The 22,146-nt window shown below is 65.1% G+C and carries 19 protein-coding genes; 7 read left to right on the top strand and 12 right to left on the bottom strand.

The window, feature by feature from the left end; translation table 11 throughout:
- Positions 1-24: 24 nt before the first annotated feature.
- Positions 25-540: a DUF922 domain-containing protein gene (locus C7T96_RS05750; RefSeq protein WP_158264311.1), complete on the bottom strand. Its 516-nt coding sequence runs from the start codon at positions 538-540 to the stop codon at positions 25-27.
- Positions 541-1,014: 474 nt separating this feature from the next.
- Between C7T96_RS05750 and C7T96_RS05745 the strand changes: the two genes are divergently transcribed.
- The 4 genes from C7T96_RS05745 to C7T96_RS05730 all read left to right on the top strand — a co-directional run bounded on the left by C7T96_RS05745 (position 1,015) and on the right by C7T96_RS05730 (position 6,071).
- Positions 1,015-4,290: a helicase-related protein gene (locus C7T96_RS05745; RefSeq protein ID WP_106570221.1), complete on the top strand. Its 3,276-nt coding sequence runs from the start codon at positions 1,015-1,017 to the stop codon at positions 4,288-4,290.
- A 3-nt stretch (positions 4,291-4,293) separates the two neighbouring features.
- Entirely contained in the window at positions 4,294-4,671 is a 378-nt protein-coding gene (locus C7T96_RS05740; RefSeq protein WP_106570220.1) for an RNA-binding S4 domain-containing protein, read from the top strand.
- 128 nt (positions 4,672-4,799) lie between these two features.
- Complete coding sequence (gene fdxA, locus C7T96_RS05735; RefSeq protein WP_106570219.1) at positions 4,800-5,138, top strand: ferredoxin FdxA; 339 nt, start codon at positions 4,800-4,802, stop codon at positions 5,136-5,138.
- Positions 5,139-5,498: 360 nt separating this feature from the next.
- A complete protein-coding gene (locus C7T96_RS05730) occupies positions 5,499-6,071 on the top strand; it encodes a CarD family transcriptional regulator (protein ID WP_106570218.1) in 573 nt (190 codons plus the stop codon).
- A 421-nt stretch (positions 6,072-6,492) separates the two neighbouring features.
- Here the strand turns inward: C7T96_RS05730 and C7T96_RS05725 are convergent, their stop codons facing one another.
- The 9 genes from C7T96_RS05725 to C7T96_RS05685 form a co-directional block, all read right to left on the bottom strand.
- Positions 6,493-7,587: a branched-chain amino acid ABC transporter substrate-binding protein gene (locus tag C7T96_RS05725; RefSeq protein ID WP_106570514.1), complete on the bottom strand. Its 1,095-nt coding sequence runs from the start codon at positions 7,585-7,587 to the stop codon at positions 6,493-6,495.
- Positions 7,588-7,762: 175 nt separating this feature from the next.
- Positions 7,763-8,113, bottom strand: a complete 351-nt coding sequence (locus C7T96_RS05720; protein WP_106570217.1) for a DUF6867 family protein — start codon at positions 8,111-8,113, stop codon at positions 7,763-7,765.
- Between the two features lie 203 nt (positions 8,114-8,316).
- Positions 8,317-9,051, bottom strand: a complete 735-nt coding sequence (locus C7T96_RS05715) for an ABC transporter ATP-binding protein (protein ID WP_106570216.1) — start codon at positions 9,049-9,051, stop codon at positions 8,317-8,319.
- Entirely contained in the window at positions 9,048-10,412 is a 1,365-nt protein-coding gene (locus C7T96_RS05710; protein ID WP_245414090.1) for an ATP-binding cassette domain-containing protein, read from the bottom strand. Before C7T96_RS05710 ends, C7T96_RS05715 begins: the two co-directional genes overlap by 4 nt.
- 86 nt (positions 10,413-10,498) lie before the next feature.
- Positions 10,499-11,884: a high-affinity branched-chain amino acid ABC transporter permease LivM gene (livM, locus tag C7T96_RS05705; protein ID WP_106570214.1), complete on the bottom strand. Its 1,386-nt coding sequence runs from the start codon at positions 11,882-11,884 to the stop codon at positions 10,499-10,501.
- A complete protein-coding gene (locus C7T96_RS05700) occupies positions 11,884-12,816 on the bottom strand; it encodes a branched-chain amino acid ABC transporter permease LivH (protein WP_106570213.1) in 933 nt (310 codons plus the stop codon). The genes livM and C7T96_RS05700 overlap by 1 nt, the downstream gene beginning before the upstream one ends.
- Before the next feature lie 327 nt (positions 12,817-13,143).
- Complete coding sequence (locus C7T96_RS05695; RefSeq protein WP_106570212.1) at positions 13,144-14,145, bottom strand: 4-hydroxyproline epimerase; 1,002 nt, start codon at positions 14,143-14,145, stop codon at positions 13,144-13,146.
- Between the two features lie 14 nt (positions 14,146-14,159).
- Positions 14,160-15,416 carry an FAD-dependent oxidoreductase gene (locus tag C7T96_RS05690; protein WP_106570211.1) on the bottom strand — a complete coding sequence of 419 codons (1,257 nt, stop codon included), beginning with the start codon at positions 15,414-15,416 and terminating at the stop codon, positions 14,160-14,162.
- Positions 15,417-15,424: 8 nt separating this feature from the next.
- Complete coding sequence (locus C7T96_RS05685) at positions 15,425-16,318, bottom strand: dihydrodipicolinate synthase family protein (protein ID WP_106570210.1); 894 nt, start codon at positions 16,316-16,318, stop codon at positions 15,425-15,427.
- Positions 16,319-16,484: 166 nt separating this feature from the next.
- On the opposite strand from C7T96_RS05685, the gene C7T96_RS05680 reads away from it, so the two are divergent.
- Positions 16,485-17,075: a GntR family transcriptional regulator gene (locus C7T96_RS05680; RefSeq protein ID WP_106570513.1), complete on the top strand. Its 591-nt coding sequence runs from the start codon at positions 16,485-16,487 to the stop codon at positions 17,073-17,075.
- 205 nt (positions 17,076-17,280) lie between these two features.
- On the opposite strand, the gene C7T96_RS05675 is transcribed toward C7T96_RS05680, so the two are convergent.
- On the bottom strand, positions 17,281-18,777 hold the full coding sequence (locus tag C7T96_RS05675) for a CoA-acylating methylmalonate-semialdehyde dehydrogenase (protein ID WP_106570209.1): 1,497 nt from the start codon (positions 18,775-18,777) through the stop codon (positions 17,281-17,283).
- 155 nt (positions 18,778-18,932) lie between these two features.
- On the opposite strand from C7T96_RS05675, the gene C7T96_RS05670 reads away from it, so the two are divergent.
- Positions 18,933-19,814, top strand: coding sequence for a LysR family transcriptional regulator (locus C7T96_RS05670; RefSeq protein ID WP_106570512.1), 882 nt, complete (start codon positions 18,933-18,935; stop codon positions 19,812-19,814).
- A gap of 6 nt (positions 19,815-19,820) precedes the next feature.
- Here the strand turns inward: C7T96_RS05670 and typA are convergent, their stop codons facing one another.
- Positions 19,821-21,647 carry a translational GTPase TypA gene (gene typA / locus C7T96_RS05665; RefSeq protein WP_106570208.1) on the bottom strand — a complete coding sequence of 609 codons (1,827 nt, stop codon included), beginning with the start codon at positions 21,645-21,647 and terminating at the stop codon, positions 19,821-19,823.
- Between the two features lie 242 nt (positions 21,648-21,889).
- Here typA and C7T96_RS05660 point away from each other — a divergent pair, with 242 nt between their 5' ends.
- Entirely contained in the window at positions 21,890-22,144 is a 255-nt protein-coding gene (locus C7T96_RS05660) for a hypothetical protein (protein ID WP_106570207.1), read from the top strand.
- Positions 22,145-22,146 lie beyond the last annotated feature (2 nt).

The raw sequence follows: 22,146 nt of genomic DNA, 5'->3' as shown, positions 1-22,146 counted from the left end.
AAATCCGGCGCGGCCGCGGCGCCTTCACAAGAGCCGCTTGATGGCCTTGCGGGTGCGCCGATCGAAGGCGGCTTGGCTCGCGCGATGGGCCTTTTTGTGTCGTGCGATCACGGCTTGGGCCGCACGCCGCAACCTCCAGCAGTTCTCGGCCGGTTTGAGACGCGCGATCTGGCGCGCCATGCGCCGTGCATGGTGTTTGGCGATGCGCACATGTTGCATTTCATGCGCTGTGATCGCGCGCTCGAAACGGGCGGCGAGCCGCTTTACCGCCCGCGGCGCGTCCTTGGCTCCGTTCCAGCGCGGCAGGCGCAACACGATCCGCAAGCCGACCGTGGCCGTGTCGACGCGGCAGCCCTCGGCGATCGGCGCGAGCGTGTAGCGCGGATGAAAATCGATGAAACCGATACCGTAGGCCGACCCGGCGCGGGGTGCATTGCGCCGCACGGAGGCGAGCAGTTCGGCGCGGGAGCGGCCGCTGATGGCATAATAACGCCGGGTGATCTCGGTGCCCTCGTCGGCCCAGCCTTGACTCGGTAGCACTGCGCCCAAAAGCAAGGCCGCCGCCAACAGCCATCGCCGGATGCCAGATATTGCCGTTTCAAGACGATGCCCGCGCATTCCCGGTTCCACCCCGCATCCGCGCCGCAGCCTTTTGGCCGACAGGGTGTATCCTGCACCGGCCGCGCCCTGAGGCCAAGTCTCGCGGCTGCCGGTGGGTGTTGCCGACCACATATGCCGATTCACCATCTGGTGTCCCGCGCCCGGACGAACACCAGATAGGCGCATGGAACAAACCCTGAATCAGGCCGAGTCAGCGATTCGTCGCCGATTCGTTCCAGTCCCGTTCCAATTGCGGCGCCAGCCCGCCCGGCGGCGCTTGCCGATTGTGTTCGGGCGGGAAAGCTCCTATGTCTTCCTGGCGAAATCCGCCCTCACTTCGCCCTCAGCGCCTAGCGCCGGAACGATCAGACGGCGACAAAAGGGCATTGGCGCAAAGGGCCTGATTGCCATTCCATGAATATTCAGCCGAAACAGCAGGGGCCGCTGATTCTGTCCGGGCGCGACGTGACCGCGATTCTCGGGCCGACCAATACCGGCAAGACCCATCTCGCCATCGAACGCATGGTCGCGCACGAAACCGGCGTGATCGGCCTGCCGCTGCGGCTTCTGGCGCGCGAGGTCTACGGTCGGGTCGCCGACAAGGTGGGCGCCGACAATGTCGCGCTGATCACCGGCGAGGAGAAGATCCAGCCGCCGGGCGCTCGGTTTTCGGTCTGCACCGTGGAGGCGATGCCGCGCCAGACAGATGCCGCCTTCGTGGCGATTGACGAGGTCCAGCTCGCCGGCGACCTGGAGCGCGGCCACATCTTCACCGACCGTATCCTGCATCTGCGCGGCCGGCAGGAGACTTTGCTTCTCGGTGCGGCGACGATGCGCGGCATCCTGGAACGGCTGCTCAAGGGCCTGTCGGTCGTCACCCGGCCACGCATGTCGCATCTTGCCTATTCGGGCTCCAAGAAGATCACGCGCCTGCCGCCGCGCACGGCGATCGTCGCGTTCTCGGCCGACGAGGTCTACGCGATCGCCGAGCTGATCCGTCGTCAGCGCGGCGGTGCTGCCGTGGTGCTCGGCGCGCTCAGTCCGCGCACCCGCAATGCCCAGGTCGCGCTCTACCAGTCGGGCGACGTCGACTATCTGGTCGCCACCGATGCGATCGGCATGGGGCTGAATCTCGATGTCGACCACGTCGCGTTTGCGCAGAACCGCAAGTTCGACGGCTATCAGTACCGCCAGCTCACCGCCGCCGAACTCGGCCAGATCGCCGGCCGCGCCGGCCGGCACATGCGCGATGGCACGTTCGGGGTCACCGGCCAGGTCGATCCGTTCGACGACGAGCTCGTCGAAAAGATCGAAGCGCACGATTTCGAGCCGGTGCGGGTGCTGCAATGGCGCACGGCCGAATTCGACTTTGGCAGTCTGGACGCGTTGCGCCGGTCGATCGAAACCCCGGCGCCGGTCGAGGGGCTGACCCGGGCGCCGCCGGCGGTCGACCAGCAAGCGCTGGAGACGGTGATCCGCGACGCCGACATACGCGATCTGGCGACGACGCGGGAGCGGGTGGCGACCTTGTGGGATGTGTGCGCGCTGCCGGACTATCGACGGATCGCGCCGGCCCAGCACGCCGATCTGATCGGCGCCATCTATACCGACCTCGTGCGCCGCGGTCATGTCGACGAAAACTACATGGCCGAGCAGGTGCGTCGCGCCGACACCACCCAGGGCGAAATCGACGCGCTGTCGCAGCGCATCGCGCAGATCCGCACCTGGACCTTCGTCTCCCACCGTCCGGGCTGGCTTGCCGATCCGGCACACTGGCAGGAAAAAACGCGCGAGATCGAGGACCGGCTGTCCGATGCGTTACATGAGCGGTTGACGAAACGCTTCGTTGACCGCAGGACTTCCGTGCTCATGAAGCGGCTGAGAGAAAACACGATGCTTGACGCTGAAATCAATCCGTCCGGACAGGTCCTCGTGGAAGGACATCATGTCGGCGAATTGCAGGGGTTCCGCTTTACCGCCGACCAGTCGGCAGGCGGCGAGGATGCGCGCGCGGTGAAAACGGCCGCGCAAAAGGCGCTGGCGCAGGAGTTCGAGGCCCGAGCCGAGCGCTTCGCTGCGACCGGCAACGGCGACCTCGCGCTCGGGTCGGACGGTGTCGTGCGCTGGATCGGCGCGCCGGTGGCCACGCTGGTAGCGAGCGAGGACCTTCTGCGTCCGCGCGCGGTGCTGCTTGCCGACGAACAGGTGACCGGGCCGGCGCGCGACAAGGTCGCGGCGCGCATCGAGCGTTTCGTCGCCTTCCAGATCGACAGCCTGCTCAAGCCGCTGGCCGATCTGCGTGACGCCGAACAGCTTTCCGGCATCGCCCGCGGCATCGCTTTCCGGCTGGTGGAAAATCTCGGCATGATCGGTCGCCGCGAGGTGGCCGACGAAGTGCGCGGGCTCGATCAGGAGGCGCGCGGCGCGCTGCGGCGGCTCGGCGTGCGCTTCGGCGCCTACCACATCTTCGTTCCGGCGCTGCTGAAGCCCGGCCCGGCGGGACTGGTGACCTTGTTGTGGGCGCTGCAGAACGACGGCAAGGACAAGCCCGGTTTCGGCGATGTCGTTCACGGGCTCGCCTCCGGCCGCACCTCGCTGGTGATCGAGCCGGAATTCGAAAAGGAATTCTATCGCCTTGCCGGTTTTCGCCGGCTCGGACGGCGCGCGGTACGCATCGACATTCTCGAGCGGCTGGCCGACCTGATCCGCCCCGCGCTGGCATGGCGACCGGGCAGCGGATCGCGGCCCGACGGCGCCTTCGACGGCAATGGCTTTTTGGTCACGCCGGCGATGATGTCGATCCTCGGCGCGACCGCCGAGGACATGGATGAAATCCTCAAGGGCCTGGGCTATCGCGGCGAACCCAAGCCGGCCGAAGAGATCAAGGGGCGGCTCGACGCGCTCGATGCCGAAGCCGCCGCGAAGGCGGCCGCGGCCGCCCAGGCCGCTGCGGCAAAAGACGAAGCGCAGGCCGTGCCGGCGCCCGATGCGGGCGCCATGGAGGCCGGCGCCGTTGCCGGCGAAGGCAGGTCGGATGCGGCCGCCGGCGCCGATACGCCAGAGGCAGCCCCCGTTACCGCAAGCGAGACGGATGCCGGGACCGCGGATGCGGCGTCTACGGCTGCGGGCGACGCCGAGCCGGCTGCGAGCGCCCTCCCGGTCGCGCCGGATGAGGCAAAAGCCGCTGCCGGCGAAAGCCCGGTTCCGGCCAAGGACGATCCGGCCGGGCAGCCCGCTTCAGACGAGATTGCGGCAGGCGAGGGGCAAACCACGGCAGCCGCCGAGGCCGTCGAGAAAACGGTTGGCGACGAAGGCGCCCCGGCCGCCCAGCCGGAGGCCGACGCGGAGGCGGGCGAACCGAAACTGGTCACCCTCTGGCGTCCCGGCCGCATGGGCGGCAATCGCAACCGCTCCGGCCGCGACGGCGCCGGGCGCAGGCCGCGCCGCGCGGCGGGCGAGGAAGGCGGCAAGCCGCGTTTCGACAAGCATGGCAAGAGCGGCAAGGACGGGGACGGCAGGGACAAGGGCGAACAGGCCAAGGCCGGCCGCTTCAAGGGCGGCGGCAATCGGCGCGGGGGCGGCAAGGACAAGCCGCAATTCGCCCCCCGGCGCGAGGAGAAGCGGGACCGCATCGATCCCGATTCGCCGTTCGCCAAGCTGGCCGCCCTCAAGGAGCAACTCAAGAAATAGACCATGGCCGGGCCCGAGCGCCAACGCATCGACAAATGGCTGTTCTACGCGCGTGTGGCCAAGTCGCGCTCCCTGGCAGCCAAGCTGGTGCAGGCGGGCAGTGTCCGGGTCAATCGCGAGAAGATCGCCCAGGCGGCGTATCAGGTGCGCGTCGACGACGTGTTGACCATCGCGCGCGCCCGTGACGTGCTGGTCTACCGGATCCTCGACACGGGTACGCGGCGGGGCCCGGCCGTGGAAGCCCGCACCCTTTACGAGGACCTGACGCCAAAACCCGTGGCGGCCGAAAAGTCCGTCGTGGTTGGTCTTCGCGACGCCGGCGCCGGTCGGCCGACCAAGAAGGAGCGGCGCGTCATGGACAAGTGGCGCGGCGAACCCTAGCCTCGGCCGCCGGCGAAAAACCATTCCCCATGCCCCCCGACCGGCGACAAAGCACCTCTTGCACGCCTATTGCAAAGGCGCTACCTCACCGGAAAACGTTGCAGGCCGCATGTGCCCGGAGTGCCTTCATGACCTATGTCGTCATCGACAATTGCATCAAGTGCAAATACATGGACTGTATCGAGGTCTGTCCCGTCGATTGTTTCTACGAAGGCGAAAACATGCTCGTCATCCATCCTGACGAGTGCATCGACTGTGGCGTGTGTGAACCCGAGTGCCCGGCCGACGCGATCAAGCCGGATACCGAGCCGGGTCTCGATTCCTGGCTGAAGATCAATGCCGACTATGCCGAGAAATGGCCCAACATCACCGCCAAGAAGGAGCCACCGGCCGACGGCAAGGAGTTCGACGGCGTCGACAATAAATTCGAGAAGTATTTTTCTCCAGAACCCGGCGAGGGCGACTGAGCCCGCGGCTGCCGGGGCGACGAATTTGCCGACTTAACGTTTCGCGGCCTTAAGCATAAGCCCGCGGAGCCGTTCGCTGTTGCGGCAAGTTGTTGATTCTTTCGCATAATTGTGATAGAAATGATCATCCTTTAGGCGTTACCTCGTCTTTTGATGGCGCAAAAACCTTAATCATCGAAAGGTGCTTACAGTTTCCGGTCCGAGGCGACTTGGCCAGGTTCATTGCCTGCGCGCCAGCAAATGCCCGTGTGCCGGAAACGGTTCGTTTTGCGCCCCTACCAGGGTTTCGGACGTCATTTCGTCGTTCGAAGCAGGAATCCGGCACAAAAGCCGGAGCCGCAAACAAGGAGTTTAGGGCGTATGGCATCCCAGCAGAAGAAAAACGCAACCCGCCAGGGCTTCAAGACCGCGGAATTCATCGTCTATCCCGCGCACGGCGTGGGACAGATTGTCGCGATCGAGGAGCAGGAAGTTGCCGGACACAAGCTGGAACTGTTCGTGATCGACTTTCAGAAGGACAAGATGCGGCTGAAAGTGCCGGTCGCCAAGGCCACGTCGGTTGGCATGCGCAAGCTCGCCGAAACCGATTATGTCGAACGCGCGCTGAAGGTGGTGCAGGGCCGCGCCCGGGTGAAGCGCACCATGTGGTCGCGCCGCGCGCAGGAATATGACGCCAAGATCAATTCCGGCGATCTGATCTCGATTTCGGAAGTGGTGCGCGACCTCTATCGCGCCGAGAACCAGCCGGAACAGTCCTATTCGGAACGCCAGCTCTACGAGGCGGCTCTCGACCGCATGGCGCGCGAGATCGCGGCCGTCAACAAGATGTCGGAAACCGAGTCGGTGCGCCTGATCGAGGCGAACCTAGCCAAGGGTCCGCGTCGCGGCGCCAAGGCCGACAACGAGGATTCCGAGCAGGAAGAGGCCGCATAAGCCCTTCTGCTTCAGCATTGGCGAAAAAGCCCGGTCGGTCTCCGATCGGGCTTTTTGCTGCGTCGGATCGCCGGTATTTGCGAGGTCGAATTGCGGGGACCCGGCGAAAGGGCGCTCGGCGCGAAAACGGGCCGTTTGTGTGACGCGCGCCGCAGCCGGTGCGGACTTTCGGGGATTGCCCGTGACGCAGCGGTAACGGGGCGACAGGCTTTTACTTAACTTACCCGCGCGCTTTTTTTTGGACCACTCTCGACAGCGCACAGAGGCCGGCTCCCGTTCCGGCGTCGACGGCCGGCAGGCTGAAAAAACCAGGGCTCCACACATGCGAAACCCCCGCCGACGATCGACGGGGGTTTCCGTTGGCAGGCCCGGAACGCGCCCGGGCTCTTTGTGTCCGACAGGATCCTGGCCGGTGCCGGGATCAGAGATAGTCGTACTTGCCGTCCTTCCACTCGTAGAAGACGTAGCCGGGCAGCGTCACGTCGCCGGTCTCGTTGAATTCGAGTTCGCCCAGAACGGTGTTGAACTTGCCTTCGTTCAGCGCCTTGACCACCGGTTCGAAATCGGTGGACCCACCTGCCTCGACCGCGTTGGCCCAGGCCTGGATCGCGGCATAGGTGTAAAGCACGTAGCCTTCCGGCTCGATGCCCTTGGCGCGGAATTTCTCGACCAGCGGAGCTGCGTCGGGATTCTTGCGCGGATCCGGCGAGAAGGTCATCAGCGTGCCCTCACCGGCGTCGCCGGTAATGGCCCAATACTCGTCGGTGACGAGCGCGTCGCCCGATACCAGGATCGTATCCATGCCCTGTTCGCGCATCTGACGCGCCATCAGTCCGGCTTCGGTGTGATAGCCGCCGACATAAAGCACGCCGACGCCTTCCTGCTTCAGCTTCGAGACCAGCGCGGTGTAGTCCTTTTCACCGGCGGTATAGGCCTCGTAGAGGGCCGGCTTGCCGCCCGCCTTTTCGTAGGCCGACATGGTGGCGTCCGCGAGACCCTTGCCATAGGCGGTCTTGTCGTGAACGAAGGCAACCTTCTTGTCGGCGAAGTTCTCGGCCAGATAGGCGCCGGCGACGTCGCCCTGCTGATCGTCGCGGCCGCAGACGCGGAACACGCCTTCGCCCGGACGCTCGTCGGTGAATTTCGGATTGGTCGAGGCCGGCGAAATCTGCACGATGCCCTCATCGGCATAGACCGACGAGGCCGGGATCGACGATCCCGAGCAGAAATGCCCGGCCACGAAGACGACACCCGAGCCGGCGAACTGGTTGGCAACCGCCACGGCCTGCTTAGGATCGCAGGCGTCGTCGCCGACTTCCAGCTTCAGCATTTCGCCGTTGACGCCACCGGCAGCGTTGATGTCTTCCACGGCCTGCTCGGCGCCGGCTTTCATCTGCGCACCGAAGGACGCATACTGGCCGGTCATCGGGCCGGCGGTCGCGATTACGATGTCCGCATACGCTGCGGTCGACATTGCGAAGGTCAGCGCAACGCTCGCCAATAATGCCTTTTTCATGGTGACTCCCTTAAACACCTGACAATTGGAAAAACCGGCGGCGATGGTGTTTTTTCTCCGGTCCGGTTGCATGCGGGGTTCCCTTCCCGCCTCTCGACATAAAAGCCCAATTTCGCGGGGAAATAAAGGCTTTCCGCCGTGCCTGGTCGGCGGTCGGGACCGCCATGTCCCCGCTTCACCGCGGCTTCCAACCGAACGGGCCGGAGCGCAGGAAGGCGAAGCTGTATTGCGTCGACATCTGGTAGGCGCGGGTGATGCGCATGCCGGCGAAGGCGATCGCCATAAGCACGATCAGGTCGACGACGAAATAGTGCAGGGACAAAAGGGTGCCGTTGAACAGGGCGAAATGGATGAAGCGGGTCGCCGCCGTCAAAAGCAGGACGTAAAAGGCAAGCTGCGCTTTCGGCAGCCAGCTGCGCGCGGCCGCGCGCCCGGTCAGATAGGCCGCGCTCCCGGCCAACAGGACGGTGACGAAAAGGAATTCCCAGAAGGTCACTTCCCAAAGCAGCGAATTCTCGTTTTCCATATCGCTTTCCAAGCCTCCGCGGCGATTGATGGGGGAGCGGTTCGGCTCCCCGAACCCGGGAAACCGCTCCTATCTCCCGCTTCCGTCAGGGGTTGTCCGGTCCCGGTTTCGCAGGCGAGACGGCCGCGCTTTTTCCGTACCGGCCAGCCGGGCAATCCGCGCGGCGCGCGACGAGCGCGCAGACGGGCTCCGGTGTCGGCACATCAGTGTCGTCCGCCTTCGAGATAGGCTGCGCGAACCTCCTCGCGCTTGAGCAGGTCCGCGCCCGATCCGCTCATGGTGATCTTGCCGTTGACCATGACATAGCCGCGATGCGCCAGCTTGAGCGCATGAAAGGCGTTCTGTTCGACCAGGAAGACGGTGAGACCGTCGCGCTTGTTGAGTTCGCCGATCACCTCGAAGATCTGCTTGACGATCAGCGGTGCAAGTCCAAGCGAGGGCTCGTCCAGCAAGAGCAGCTTCGGCCGGCCCATCAGCGCGCGGGCGATCGCCAGCATCTGCTGCTCGCCGCCCGACAAGGTGCCGCCACGCTGCGAGGCGCGTTCCTTAAGGCGCGGGAACAGGGTGAAGATCCGCTCCAGATCGCCGTCGAAATGCTCGTCGTCGACGAGCAGCGCGCCCATTTGCAGGTTTTCCATCACCGTCATGCGCGGGAAGATGCGCCGGCCCTCGGGCGACTGGGCAATGCCGCGGCGCATGATCTCGTGGGTCGGAGCCTGGGTGATGTCGTTGCCGTCATAGACGATCTCGCCGGTGCGCGCCTGCGGGCTGCCGCAGATCGTCATCATCAGCGTCGACTTGCCGGCGCCATTGGCGCCGATCAGGGTGACGATCTCGCCGGGAAACACATCGACGTCGACACCGCGCAAGGCGATGATCTTTCCGTAATAGGTCTCGACATTGCGAATGCGCAAAAGGGGTTGCCCGGCCTCGCTCATGGCTTGCCTCCCTTGCCGCCCGAGCGGGGTATTCGTGTCTTGCTGGTTGGGACCTCGCCTTTGTCGACGCGTTTGGAAAAGGCGGTCTCGCGACCCTTGGCCAGCGTCTTGGCCTGTTTCACCCATTGCTCGCGCTGAATCCGGCCGGGAAAGGCGAGCCAGGCGCCGACCCAGTCGACCTCCGGAGCCTTCCAGGCCGCGATCTGGTCGAACCGCCAGATGCCGAGGGTGTTGAGTTTCTTTTCGTTGGCCGGTCCGATGCCCTTGATGCGGGTGAGGCTGTCCGGGCCGGCCGGGCCGGGTTTCTTGGTGCCGTGCGGCTGGCGGCCGGGAAAATCGGCGGCGTTCTTGATCTTGATCTCGCTGGCCGCCGGCGCCTCCGCCTTTTTGGCGACCGGCTTGTCGGCGCTCGCCTTGGCGGCCGGCCGTGTCTTTTTCGGCTTTGCCTTGGGCCTGTCGGCCGCGGCCAGTTCCTCGGCTTCCTCGACCACCTCTTCCAGATCGTGCTTGATTTCCGGCACGTCGATCTCGGCCTCGTCGTCGACGCCGAGATAGGCGGCGATGACGCGCGGATCGCTTTTGACATGCAGTGCGTCGCCGTCGGAGATTTTCACGCCGTAGTCGAGAACGATGACATGATCGGAAATCTCCATCACCACGCCCATATCGTGCTCGATCAGTAGGATCGAGGTTCCGTGCGTCTCACGGATGAATTGCAGAAGCTCGTTGAGTTCATGGGATTCGCGCGGATTGAGGCCGGCGGCGGGTTCGTCCAGGCACAACAGCAGCGGGTCGGTGCACATCGCGCGGGCGATCTCCAGCCGGCGCTGGGCGCCGTAGGGCAGGTCGGCGGCCGGGTCGTCGGCACGGTCGGTCAGGCGCACCTGCTCCAGCCAGTATTTGGCTTTTTCGATCGCCTGTTTTTCCGCCTTCTTGTAACCGGGGACCCCGAAAATGCCGCCAATGGTGAACAGCGAGGCGATCATCAGCGGATTGTGCTGGGCCACCAGCAGGTTTTCCAGCGCGGTCATGCCACCGAAAAGGCGGATGTTCTGGAAGGTGCGGGCGACCTTGGCGCGCTGCGAGATCTCGAAATCGGGCATGCGCTCGAGCAGATAGACGCTGCCTTGCGACGATTCCTTGTAGCGCAGGTCGGAACGGGTGACCTCCTCGATGGCGCCGGCCTGCAATCCGGCGCCGTGCCGCATCGCGGTGCGGCCCTCGGTGGGTTTGTAGAAACCGGTGACGCAATTGAACACGGTGGTCTTGCCGGCGCCGTTGGGGCCGATCAGCGCGGTGATGTCGCCGCGGCCGACATTGAAGGACAGATCATTGACCGCGACCAGGCCGCCGAAGCGCATGGTCAGATGCTCGACCGACAGAATCGGGGTCTGGTCCCAGCGCGCCGGGGCGGCGCTTTCGATTTCGTTTTGCACCACGGACCCCATCAGTGACCTTCACCCTGTGCGACCATGTCGGCGCCGATGCGCTTCTTTTCCTTCAGCACCGCCGTCGGCTCGCGGGTGGTGATGAGGCCGCGCGGCCGCCACACCATGATCAGCACCATGGCAAGGCCGAAGATCAGCATGCGGTATTGGGTCGGGTCGAACCCGTCGCCGAAGACATGCTGCAGGAAGCCCAGATTACGCAGCATCTCGATGCCGCCGATCATGACGACGGAGGCGATGACGACGCCGATCTGCGATCCGAGGCCGCCGAGAACGACGATGGCGAGGATGATCGCCGATTCCAGGAAGGTGAAGCTTTCCGGCGATATGAAACCCTGACGCGTGGCGAAGAAGGAACCGGCGAAGCCGCCGAACATGGCCCCGATCGAAAAGGCGGTGAGCTTGGTGTTGGTGGTGTTGATGCCGAGCGAACGGCAGGCGATCTCGTCCTCGCGCAGAGCCTCCCAGGCCCGTCCGACCGGCAGTTTGCGCAGCCGGATGGTGACCAGGTTGGTGATGATCGCCAGCACGAAGATGATGTAATAGAGATAGATGAAACGGTGGATGCTGTCGTAGGGAATGCCGAAGAAATCGGCGAACCCGCCTTCGCCGCGCGAGAATTCGAGGCCGAACAGGGTCGGCCGCGGGATGCCGGAAATGCCGTCCGGGCCGTTGGTGAATTCGTACCAGTTGAGCAGCACGACGCGGATGATCTCGCCGAAGGCGAGCGTGACGATGGCGAGATAGTCGCCGCGCAGACGCAGCACCGGAAAGCCCAGGATCACGCCCCAGAAGGCGGCCAGAAGGCCAGCCAGCGGCAGGGCCATCCAGAAGCCGAAGCCGAAATTCTGGGCGAGCAGGGCGAAGGAATAGGCGCCCACCGCATAAAAGGCGACATAACCCAGATCCAGCAGCCCGGCGAGGCCGACGACGATGTTCAGGCCCCAGCCGAGCATGATGTAGGTCATGATCAGGATGGCGAGATCGATATATTGCCGGTCCTTGCTGGGGAAGAAATAGGTGAAGAAGAAGGGCAGCACGATCGCGAATATCAAAAGCGCCCGGGCGAGCCATTTGCCGAGGCCGGCAAAACTGCTTCCGGTTCCCGAGAACGTATCGGCAAGGCGGGAAGTGACGGGCGTCGATGTCTTGAACACGAACAGGTTGAGCAGTAGGCGGCCGGCAAACACGATCGCCACGGCCGAAAACAGCAGGCCCCAGCGAAAGGTCAGCGCCAGCCCGCCGGGCGCGATGTCGGTGCGCACGCCGAGAAAGAAGAAGCCGAGCGCGAAGACCATGAGGGCTGCGATCGCAGCGTCGCGCAGCGAATTGGCGAGGCGGTCGTCGTCCCTGGCGGACGAAAGCGGCACGGAACGGGTGGCCATCAGACCTTCTCCACTTCCGGCTTGCCGAGCAGGCCCGAAGGCAGGAAGATCAGCACGATGGCAAGGATCGAGAACGCGGCGACGTCCTTGTATTCGACCGTGAAATAGGCGGACCAGAAAACCTCGATCAGGCCGATCGCCAGGCCGCCGAGCATCGCGCCGGGCAGTGAGCCGATGCCGCCGAGCACGGCGGCGGTGAAGGCCTTAACCCCGGCCAGAAAGCCGATATAGAAGTCGATCACACCGTAGAGCAGCAAGAACATCAGACCGGCGACGGCGGCCAGCGCGGCGCCCATGACGAAGGTCAGCGATATGGTGCGGTCGACATTGACGCCAAGCAGCGCCGCCATCTTGCGGTCCTGCTCGCAAGCCCGCTGGGCGCGCCCCAGCGAGGTGCGCGAGATCAAGAGCGTGAAGCCGGCCATCAGGACCAGGGTCGTGAAGATGATGATCATCTGCATGTAGGAAAGCTGGACGAGGATGGTGCCGTTTTCGGTCGACCCTTCCATCAGCGTGACGCCGCCCTGGATCTGCGGCGGCAGCGGCTTGACGCGCGCGCCCTGCGTGACCTGGACGAAGTTCTGCAGCACGATCGACATGCCGATGGCGGTGATCAGCGGAGCGAGCCGGAACGAACCGCGCAGCGGCCGGTAGGCGAACCGCTCGACCGTCCAGCCCCAGGCCGAGGTGAACAGCATGGCGATGATCAGCACGATCAATAGGACCACCGGTAGGAAGACGAAGCCGAACACCGATGTCAGGATCAAAAACGTCGCCAGGGCGATGAACGACCCGACCATGAAGATGTCGCCATGGGCGAAATTGATCATGCCGATGATCCCATAGACCATCGTATAGCCAATCGCGATCAGGCCGTAGATCGATCCAAGAGTCAGCCCGTTAATGAGCTGCTGAACGAAATATTCGAGCATGCCTGCGGCTCCCCCCGCGGAATGTCGCCAAGGCCGGCGCACCCCTTATTGTATTTCCCCTAGTCGTAGTCCTTCAAAACGGGATTGCAACGACAAAATTGTGCGTGGCAGCCGCATCCAAGACCCCGCCCCCCTTCTTTGTCTGTGGGGGCTTCGAGTGCCTGGACCAGCGCGGAAGCTAGCACTGGGCCAACGCAATGTCCTTGCCTTGTCTTCCCGTTTTGCGGGTATTTTTGCTCGAATTTTGCATTCAAGCGTGAATAATCGCATATTCCGTGTATTTGCAGCCGACCGTTCGTTTCGGCTGATATGTCTGGCACGGGCCTGTCAGCGCACGACGAATCCATGCGCGAACGGGTCGCGATCATCGATAAAGATGGTGTTGTAGCCGGTCATAAGCGCCCAGCCGCCGACCGAGGGAATGATGGCGGGGCGATCGGCCAGCGTGGTTTCTTCCTCGACCCGCCCGCGAAACAGCGAGCCGATGATCGATTGATGCACGAAATCGTCGCCGGGCCGCAGCCTGCCCCGGGCGGCGAGTTGCGCCATGCGCGCCGAGGTTCCGGTTCCGCAGGGCGACCGGTCGATGGCCTTGTCGCCGTAAAAGACGGCGTTGCGGGCATGGGCGCCGTCGACTGTCGGCGCACCGGTCCACAAAATATGAGACAGGCCGCTGATCGAGGGGTCTTGCGGGTGTTCGAAGCGGTATGCCCGGTTGAGACGCTCGCGCAGAACGGGGCTCCAGGCGATCAGCTGGTTGGCGGAGAAATCGGCCATGTCGCGATAGTTTCGCTGCGGCTCGACGATGGCGTAGAAATTGCCGCCATAGGCGACGTCGACGGTCAGCGGTCCCAACTCCGGGCAGTCGACGGCGAGATCGCGCGCATGCAGATATGAGGCGACGTTGGTGATGCGCACTTCCTCCACCCGCCCGTCCTTTTCCTCATAGGTGGCGACAACGCGTCCCGCCGGCGTGTCGAGGCGCAGCATGCCCGGTGTCTTTGGGCGCACCAGCCCGTTTTCGAGGGCGAAGGTGACCGTGCCGATGGTGCCGTGGCCGCACATCGGCAGGCAGCCCGAGGTCTCGATGAAAAGAATGCCGATATCGCAATCCGCGCGCGTCGGCGGGTAGAGGATCGAGCCCGACATCATGTCGTGGCCGCGCGGTTCGAACATCAGTCCGGTTCGGATCCAGTCGAATTCCGCCAGGAAATGCGCCCGCCTTTCCATCATCGTGGCACCGTCGAGAAGCGGTCCGCCGCCAGCCACAAGCCGCACCGGATTGCCGCATGTATGTCCGTCGATGCAGTGAAAGGAATGGCGGGCCATGGTCGGGCTTTCGTTCAAAATCGCTGCGGGCTGAAAGGGGCAAGATCGATCGGCGGGGCCTCGCCCGAAACCAGATCGCGGATCAGGCGCCCGGTCGCCGCGGCCTGGGTGAGGCCGAGATGGCCGTGGCCGAAGGCATAATAGACGTTTTCGGCAGTGCGCGCGCGGCCGATCACCGGCAGCGAATCGGGCAATGAAGGCCGGTAGCCCATCCATTCGCGTCCATTGCCGGTTTGAAGCGCGGGCATGAAGCGCCTGGCCTTTTCGAGCATCGCCCTGGCGCGACGGTAGTCTGGCGGACGCTTCAGTCCACCGAGCTCGACGGCGCCGCCGACACGAATGCCGGTTTCAAGCGGGGTGACGACAAATCCGTGCGCGGAGAAGATGAGCTGACGCCTGAGATCGAACGCGTCGGCCGGCAAGGTGGTGTTGTAGCCGCGTTCTGTTTCGAGCGGCACGGCATCGCCGAAGGCGCGGGTGAAGCGGTGCGACCAGGCGCCGGCGGCGACGACCAGGCTGCGCGCGAGGATGGTGCGCCCCTCGCGCAACTGGATCGCGACGCGTTTTTCGGCCGGGGTCATCACCACCACCTCGCTGTGCATCCAGGCGGCGCCATCGGTTTCGGCCCTGCGCCAGATCGCCTTGCCGAGATGCTGCGGGTCGGACACCGTCTTCCAGCCCGGCACGAAGGTGGCCCGCGAAAACTGCGGCGCCAGGCCAGGCTGCAGCGCCTCGATGCCGGCGCGGTCGAGGTGACGGAATGCGATGTTGAAGCGCTCGCGCGCGCGCCAGCCGTCGAGCGAGGCCTGAAATTCGGCGTCGTTCTGGTAAAGCTCGAGCGAGCCGTCCTCGCGCAGCATCGGTTCGGTACCCGTACGCGCCATGAGCGCGGCCCATTCGATTTCGGCGAGGCCCATCATCGCCGCCTGCGCGGCGAGCGCATTGCCGTAGCGTGCGGGGCGCGCGGCGGCCAGAAAGCGCAAAAACCACGGCAACAGCCGCGGCGCGTAGGCGGGGGGAACCGAAAGCGGGCCGAGCGGATCGGTAAGCCATTTGGGCAGGTTGCGCAGCATGCCTTTCTGGGCGAGCGGCAAAACGTCGGAAAAGGCGAGCGCGCCGGCATTGCCGGCGCTGGTTTCCTCGCAGATGCCGGTACGGTCGATGACCAGCGGCTTGCGGCCGGCAGCGGCCAGTGCCGCGGCCGCGCAGATGCCGATAATGCCGCCGCCGATAATGGCGACATCGACCGGGCTTTGCGACGGAGCGGCCATCGGGGCGGTCAAAAGGCCGGGATATCGGGCCGGACGGCAATCGCGTCGCGGACGATCTTTTCGACCTCGGCGCGGCGGGTGCCGGCGAGCGGCTGGCGCGGCATGCGCACGCGGTCGTTGGACCCGATCGCCAGCGCCTCGGCCAGTTTGAGGTTTTGGACCAGATAGGTCGAGACATCGAGATCGGCCAGCGGACGCAGCCAGCGATAGATCGCCAGCGCCTCGTCGCGGCGGCCCTGCTTCATCAGCCGATAGATCGCCACCGACTCGCGCGGGAAGGCGACGACGATGCCGGCGACCCATCCGACGGCGCCGACGGCGAGCGCCTCGAAGACAAGATTGTCGACGCCGGTGAACAGGTCGAACCGTGTGCCAAAGGCGTTGATGATCTCGGTCGAACGGCGGATGTCGTCGGAGGATTCCTTGACGGCGACGAAACGCTCATCGTCCGCCAGTTCCTGCATGACCGGCACGGTGACGTCGACGCGATAGGCGACCCGGTTGGAATAGATCATCACCGGCAGATCGCCGGCGGCCGCGACCGCCTTGAGCGCGTCGGCGGTCTCGCGCGGGTCGGTGTGGTAGATCGGGCTCGGCACAACCATCAGGCCGTCGGCGCCGGCCTTGGCCGCGGCCCTGGCCGTAGCGCAGGCCTCGCGGGTGCCGGGCTCGTTGATGGTCAGCAGGACGGGTTTGCCGGCGGCGGCCGCGCGCGCGGTCGCCAGCACTTCGAGCTTTTCGGCCGTCGACAGCATCGGCCCTTCGCCCAACGATCCGGCAACGATCAGCCCGTCGCAGCCGGCGTCCATCTGCAGCCCGAAGCAGCGCTCCATCTCTGCATGGTCGAGGCGGTCGTCCTCGGTGAATTTGGTCGTGACCGCAGGGTAGACGCCTGCCCACATCGTTCCGGCTCCCATTCTGATATATCTATGATATATCTGACTACAGCAGCGTTTGTCAAGCGGCGACGCCTTATGATATATCAACGATATATCAAGGAGAGCCCGTGTGACGGAAACAAAACCAGCCGAGCCGGCGGCGGCGCGCGCCTATCACGCGCTCGAACGGATGATCGTGACGCTGGAACTGGCGCCGTCCAGCGTTACGACCGAGGCTGGACTGATCGACCAGGTCGGGCTCGGACGCACGCCGGTGCGCGAGGCGATCCAGCGGCTCGCCTGGGAAGGTCTTCTCGAAATTCGGCCCCGGGCGGGGATCGCCATTGCCGCGCTTCACGCCGGCGATTGGCGCAAGGTGATCGACGCGCGTCGCGGCGTCGAGATCGTGCTTGCCCGCGAGGCGGCGCGCAACGTTGCCAACGCCGCCAGCAGCCAGTTCCGCGATGCCGCCATGGCGATGCAGCGGGCGGTGATCTCCGGCAACGTGATCTTCTTTCTCGAGGCGGACAAGGCGCTCGACGAGGCGATGGCGCTGGCGGCCGAAAACCCGTTCGCCTCGCGTCTGGCGGCGCCGTTGCAGACGCATAGCCGCCGCTTCTGGTTTCGCTACAAAAGCGATACCGGCCTGACCGAGGCGGCAGAGCACCATGTCGCCCTGATCCGTGCCATTCTCGACCGCGACGAGGCGGCCGCTGCGGCCGAGGCCGGGCGACTGATGGATCTTTTGTACGCCCACGCCGACGCGGCGGCGCGCCGTTAGGGCCGTTCTGCTTTTCACGGATTCGCAGACCGGCTCCAGCTTCTTGTTTTAACGCGTGTGCGAACGGCGAACCGACTGCCAGCAGTCGGGAACTTCAGCGCGCCAGCCAAATGACAAAACCCCGCCGGAAATCGACGGGGCTTGTCGGTGGGGCGACGCTGCGGCGCTGGGGCCGCAGCTTGCCGATCGAAGCGGTCCGCGACGATCAGTTCATGGTCGGGATGACGAATTCCGCGCCGTCCTTGACGCCGGACGGCCAGCGCGAGGTGACGGTCTTGGTCTTGGTGTAGAAGCGGAACGCGTCCGGGCCGTGCTGGTTCAGGTCGCCGAAGGCAGAACCCTTCCAGCCGCCGAACGTATAGTAGGCGATCGGCACCGGGATCGGCACGTTGACGCCGACCATGCCGACCTCGACGCGGGCGGCGAAATCGCGCGCGGCGTCGCCGTCGCGGGTGAAGATGGCGACGCCGTTGCCGTATTCATGCTCGTTGGGCAGCTTCAACGCTTCTTCATAGGTGTTGGCGCGAACCACCGACAGGACGGGCCCAAAGATCTCCTCCTTGTAGATGCGCATGTCGGAGGTGACGTGGTCGAACAGGCAGCCGCCCATGTAATAGCCGTCCTCGTAACCCTGCATGGTGAAGCCGCGGCCGTCGACGACGAGCTTGGCGCCTTCCTCGATGCCGAGATCGACGTAACCCTTGACGCGCTCCAGCGCCTGCTTGGTGACCAGCGGGCCGAAATCGGCCGAGACGTCGGTCGACGGGCCGACCTTGAGCCCCTCCACGCGCGGAATCAGCCGTTCGACCAGGCGGTCGGCGGTCTCCTTGCCGACCGGCACGGCGACCGAGACCGCCATGCAGCGTTCGCCGGCCGATCCGTAACCGGCGCCGATCAGCGCGTCGACGGTCTGGTCCATGTCGGCGTCGGGCATGATGATCATGTGGTTCTTGGCGCCGCCGAAGCACTGGGCGCGCTTGCCGTTGGCGGTGGCGCGGCCGTAAATATACTGCGCGATCGGCGTCGAGCCGACGAAACCGACGGCCTTGATGTCCGGATCGTCGAGGATGGCGTCGACCACCTCCTTGTCGCCGTTGACGACGTTCAAGATGCCCTTCGGCAGACCGGCCTCGATGAACAGTTCGGCGAGGCGCATCGGCACGCCCGGATCGCGCTCGGACGGCTTGAGGATGAAGGCGTTGCCGGCCGCGATCGCCGGGCCGATCTTCCACAACGGGATCATGGCGGGAAAGTTGAAGGGCGTGATGCCGGCGACGACGCCGAGCGGCTGGCGCATGGAATAGACATCGATGCCGGGGCCGGCGCCGTCGGTGAACTCGCCCTTCATCATGTGCGGCGCGCCGATGGAGACTTCGACGACCTCGAGGCCGCGCTGGATGTCGCCCTTGGCGTCGGGAATCGTCTTGCCATGCTCGCGGGCGAGCAGTTCGGCCAAAGACTCCATTTCCTGCTGGACCAGGTCGAGGAACTTCATCAGCACGCGCACGCGCCGCTGCGGGTTGGTCGCGGCCCAGGCCGGCTGCGCCGCCTTGGCGTTTTCGACCGCCTTGCGCAGATCGTCCTTGGAGCCGAGCGCGACCTTGCCGCGCACCGAGCCGTCCATGGGCTGCATCACATCCTGGCTGCGGCCGCCCGTTGCGGCGACGTGCTCACCACCGATAAAATGTCCGAGTTCCTGCATCGTTTCGCTCCCTTGGATCGGATGTCGGCAACATTGTCCCGCTTCCCCACGCGGAAAGCAACGCGAGCGGCGACGCACCCGTTGTGCAAAATTTGACGAACGGACATGATCGGTTCATTATTCCTTGCAAACAAGGCGGCTGTGCGGGCAAGGTGGTGAACTGGGACGATGTTCGGATATTCCTGGCGGTTGCGCGCGCCGGACAGATCCTGGGCGCCGCACGCCGGCTCGGGCTCAACCATGCCACGGTCTCCAGGCGCATCGCCGCGCTCGAGGCCAGCCTGAAGGCGCGCCTGTTTCGTCGCACCACCTCCGGCAGCGACATGACGGAAGCCGGCGAGCGGTTTCTCGCCGTCGCCGAGCGCATCGAGGCGGACATGATCGCGGCGCGGGCGGAGATCGCCGGCGAAGGCGACGAGATCGCCGGCACGGTCCGGATCGGCGCGCCGGACGGTTTCGGTGTCGCCTTTCTGGCGCCGCGACTCGGCACGCTGACGGCGCGACACCCGGATCTGTCGGTCCAGCTCGTGCCGGTGCCGCGCTCGTTTTCGCTGTCCAGGCGCGAGGCCGATATCGCCATCACCGTCGAACGCCCCAGCGAGGGACGGCTGGTCGCGGCCAAGCTGGTCGACTACACGCTCGGTCTTTACGCCTCGCGCGCCTATGCCGCGCAATACGGCTTGCCGCAGACCCCGCAGCAACTGGCCGCGCACCGGCTGGTCGGTTATGTCGCGGATCTCGCCATCAGTCCGAGCCTCGACTATGCGGCCGAGTTCTCGCCGGGCTGGCAGGCGCGGTTCCAGATCTCCTCGGCGCTCGGCCAGGCGGAGGCGGTGCGCGCCGGAGCCGGCATCGGCATTTTGCACACCTTCATCGCCCGCAGCCACGCCGAGCTGGTTCCTGTGCCGGCAGTCCCGCCGATCCGCCGCGCCTACTGGCTGGTCTACCACGAGACCGTCCGGCCGCTGAAACGGGTGCAGACGGTGTCGGCCTTTATCGGCGCGGAGGTCGAAAAGGCGCGGGCGCTGTTCGTCTGACGATGGTCAGGCCGCTCCGGCCGCCTTCTGCTTTTCGAAGCGTTTGCGCTCGTGCGGATCGAGATAGAGCTTTCTCAACCGGATCGATTTCGGCGTCACCTCGACCAGCTCGTCGTCCTCGATCCAGGCCAGCGCGCGCTCAAGCGTCATGCGCACCGGCGGCGTCAGCTTGACGGCGTCGTCCTTGCCGGCGGCGCGCACATTGGTGAGTTTCTTGCCCTTGAGGACGTTGACCTCGAGGTCGTTGTCGCGGGAATGGATGCCGATGATCATGCCCTGATAGACCTTGACGCCCGGATCGATGACCATCGGGCCGCGATCCTCGAGGTTCCACAGCGCATAAGCGACGGCCTCGCCCGGTTCGTTGGCGATCAGGACGCCGTTGGTGCGGCCGGGCAATTCGCCCTTGTAGGGCTGGTATTCGTAAAACAGCCGGTTCATCACCGCGGTCCCCCGCGTGTCGGTCAGCAGTTCCGACTGATAGCCGATCAGGCCGCGTGTGGGCGCGTGGAAAACCAGCCGCTGGCGGGCGCCGCCCGACGGCTTGAGTTCGATCATCTCGGCCTTGCGCTCCGACATCTTCTGCACGACGACGCCGGAATGCTCCTCGTCGACGTCGATCACGACCTCCTCGACCGGCTCGAGCAATTGGCCGGTCTCGTCCTTTTGCATGACCACGCGCGGGCGCGAGACGGCAAGCTCGAAACCCTCGCGGCGCATGGTCTCGATCAGAACGGCGAGCTGCAACTCGCCGCGACCGGAGACGTAGAAGGAGTCCTTGTCGTTCGATTCCTCGATCTTCAGCGCGACATTGCCCTCGGCCTCGCGCAAGAGCCGGTCGCGGATGACGCGGCTCGTGACCTTGTCGCCCTCGGTGCCGGCGAGCGGGGAATCGTTGACGATGAAGGACATGGTCACGGTCGGCGGATCGATCGGCTGGGCCGGCATCGGCTCGGCCAGGGCCGGATCGCAGAACGTGTCGGCGACGGTGCCCTTCGACAATCCGGCAATGGCGACGATGTCGCCGGCCTGCGCGGCCTCGATCGGCTGGCGCTCGAGGCCGCGAAAGGCGAGAATTTTCGACACGCGGCCGGTTTCCAGCAGCGAGCCGTCGTGATGCAGAACCTTGACGGCCTGATTCGGCTTCAGCGACCCGGCCTCGATGCGCCCGGTGATGATGCGGCCGAGAAACGGGTTGGCTTCCAGGATCGTGCCGATCATGCGGAACGGGCCCTCGGCGACGGTCGGCGCGGGCACGTGGTTCAGCACCAGATCGAACAACGGTGCCAGCCCGTCCTGTTTGGGACCTTCGGGCTGTTCGGCCATCCAGCCGTCGCGGCCGGAGCCGTAGAGAATTGGAAAATCGAGCTGCTCGTCGGTGGCGTCCAGCGCGGCGAACAGATCGAATACCTCGTTGATGACCTCGTCGGCGCGCGCATCCGGCCGGTCGATCTTGTTGACGGCCACGATTGGGCGCAGCCCGACCTTCAGCGCCTTGCCCACCACGAATTTGGTCTGCGGCATCGGCCCCTCGGCCGCATCGACGAGCACGATGGCGCCGTCGACCATCGACAGGATGCGCTCCACCTCGCCGCCGAAATCGGCGTGGCCGGGTGTGTCGACGATGTTGATGCGCGTGTCCTTCCACTCCACCGACGTCGCCTTGGCGAGAATGGTGATGCCGCGCTCCTTCTCCAGATCGTTGGAGTCCATCACGCGTTCGCTCACGCGTTGATGTTCGCGCACGGCGCCGGACTGTTTCAACAACGCGTCGACCAGCGTGGTCTTGCCATGGTCGACGTGCGCGATGATCGCGATATTGCGGAGGTTCATGTGTCTCTCGGAAGCTTCGGGGGCGCTTCCTTTTGCCGCGCCCGTTTCAGTGCGGCGCTCTTACAGGCTTTTTCGCATCTGCGAAAGGGGCTTCCCGCATCGGCTTCCGCCCGGCGGCCAAATGCCGGTCGTGGCGGGCAGGCGGAGAAATTTACGGAACATTTACGAATTTCGCGCGTCATGCCTGCATGAATGACCAACCAGCCGTGCAAACTCGCGCCGGAAGGCGGTGGACCGTGGCCATGATGACGGCGCTGGCCGTCGCGCTCGGCGTTCCGGGCATGCTGGTAGCCAGTCCGCCGGCCCCGCACGAGCGGGACGGCGTGAGCGCGCCGGACCGGCAAGGCGTTCTGCCGGAGGAGATGGAGGCGTCGGTCGCCTGGGTCGATCCGGTCGTCACCGGGCCGATTTCCGACGAGTTTAAGCGTCGCCGCGCGGCATTGGGTTGTGACGAGGCGGTGTGGCCCGACATTCCGAAAGCGTGTTTTCCCGACTGAGC

Origin of the sequence: Nitratireductor sp. StC3, assembly GCF_003015025.1 — a bacterium.
Lineage (GTDB): Bacteria > Pseudomonadota > Alphaproteobacteria > Rhizobiales > Rhizobiaceae > Mangrovimarina > Mangrovimarina alexandrii.
The sequence above is the reverse complement of the archived record's forward strand: the minus strand, read 5'-3'. Positions and strand labels throughout refer to the sequence as shown.

Coding starts and splice junctions, on each gene's coding strand:
- C7T96_RS05745 (WP_106570221.1), top strand. CDS start 1,015: ATGAATATTCAGCCGAAACAGCAGGGGCCGCTGATTCTGTCCGGGCGC.
- C7T96_RS05740 (WP_106570220.1), top strand. CDS start 4,294: ATGGCCGGGCCCGAGCGCCAACGCATCGACAAATGGCTGTTCTACGCG.
- fdxA (WP_106570219.1), top strand. CDS start 4,800: ATGACCTATGTCGTCATCGACAATTGCATCAAGTGCAAATACATGGAC.
- C7T96_RS05730 (WP_106570218.1), top strand. CDS start 5,499: ATGGCATCCCAGCAGAAGAAAAACGCAACCCGCCAGGGCTTCAAGACC.
- C7T96_RS05725 (WP_106570514.1), bottom strand. CDS start 7,587: ATGAAAAAGGCATTATTGGCGAGCGTTGCGCTGACCTTCGCAATGTCG.
- C7T96_RS05720 (WP_106570217.1), bottom strand. CDS start 8,113: ATGGAAAACGAGAATTCGCTGCTTTGGGAAGTGACCTTCTGGGAATTC.
- C7T96_RS05715 (WP_106570216.1), bottom strand. CDS start 9,051: ATGAGCGAGGCCGGGCAACCCCTTTTGCGCATTCGCAATGTCGAGACC.
- C7T96_RS05710 (WP_245414090.1), bottom strand. CDS start 10,412: ATGCGCTTCGGCGGCCTGGTCGCGGTCAATGATCTGTCCTTCAATGTC.
- livM (WP_106570214.1), bottom strand. CDS start 11,884: ATGGCCACCCGTTCCGTGCCGCTTTCGTCCGCCAGGGACGACGACCGC.
- C7T96_RS05700 (WP_106570213.1), bottom strand. CDS start 12,816: ATGCTCGAATATTTCGTTCAGCAGCTCATTAACGGGCTGACTCTTGGA.
- C7T96_RS05695 (WP_106570212.1), bottom strand. CDS start 14,145: ATGGCCCGCCATTCCTTTCACTGCATCGACGGACATACATGCGGCAAT.
- C7T96_RS05690 (WP_106570211.1), bottom strand. CDS start 15,416: ATGGCCGCTCCGTCGCAAAGCCCGGTCGATGTCGCCATTATCGGCGGC.
- C7T96_RS05685 (WP_106570210.1), bottom strand. CDS start 16,318: ATGTGGGCAGGCGTCTACCCTGCGGTCACGACCAAATTCACCGAGGAC.
- C7T96_RS05680 (WP_106570513.1), top strand. CDS start 16,485: ATGATCGTGACGCTGGAACTGGCGCCGTCCAGCGTTACGACCGAGGCT.
- C7T96_RS05675 (WP_106570209.1), bottom strand. CDS start 18,777: ATGCAGGAACTCGGACATTTTATCGGTGGTGAGCACGTCGCCGCAACG.
- typA (WP_106570208.1), bottom strand. CDS start 21,647: ATGAACCTCCGCAATATCGCGATCATCGCGCACGTCGACCATGGCAAG.
- C7T96_RS05660 (WP_106570207.1), top strand. CDS start 21,890: ATGATGACGGCGCTGGCCGTCGCGCTCGGCGTTCCGGGCATGCTGGTA.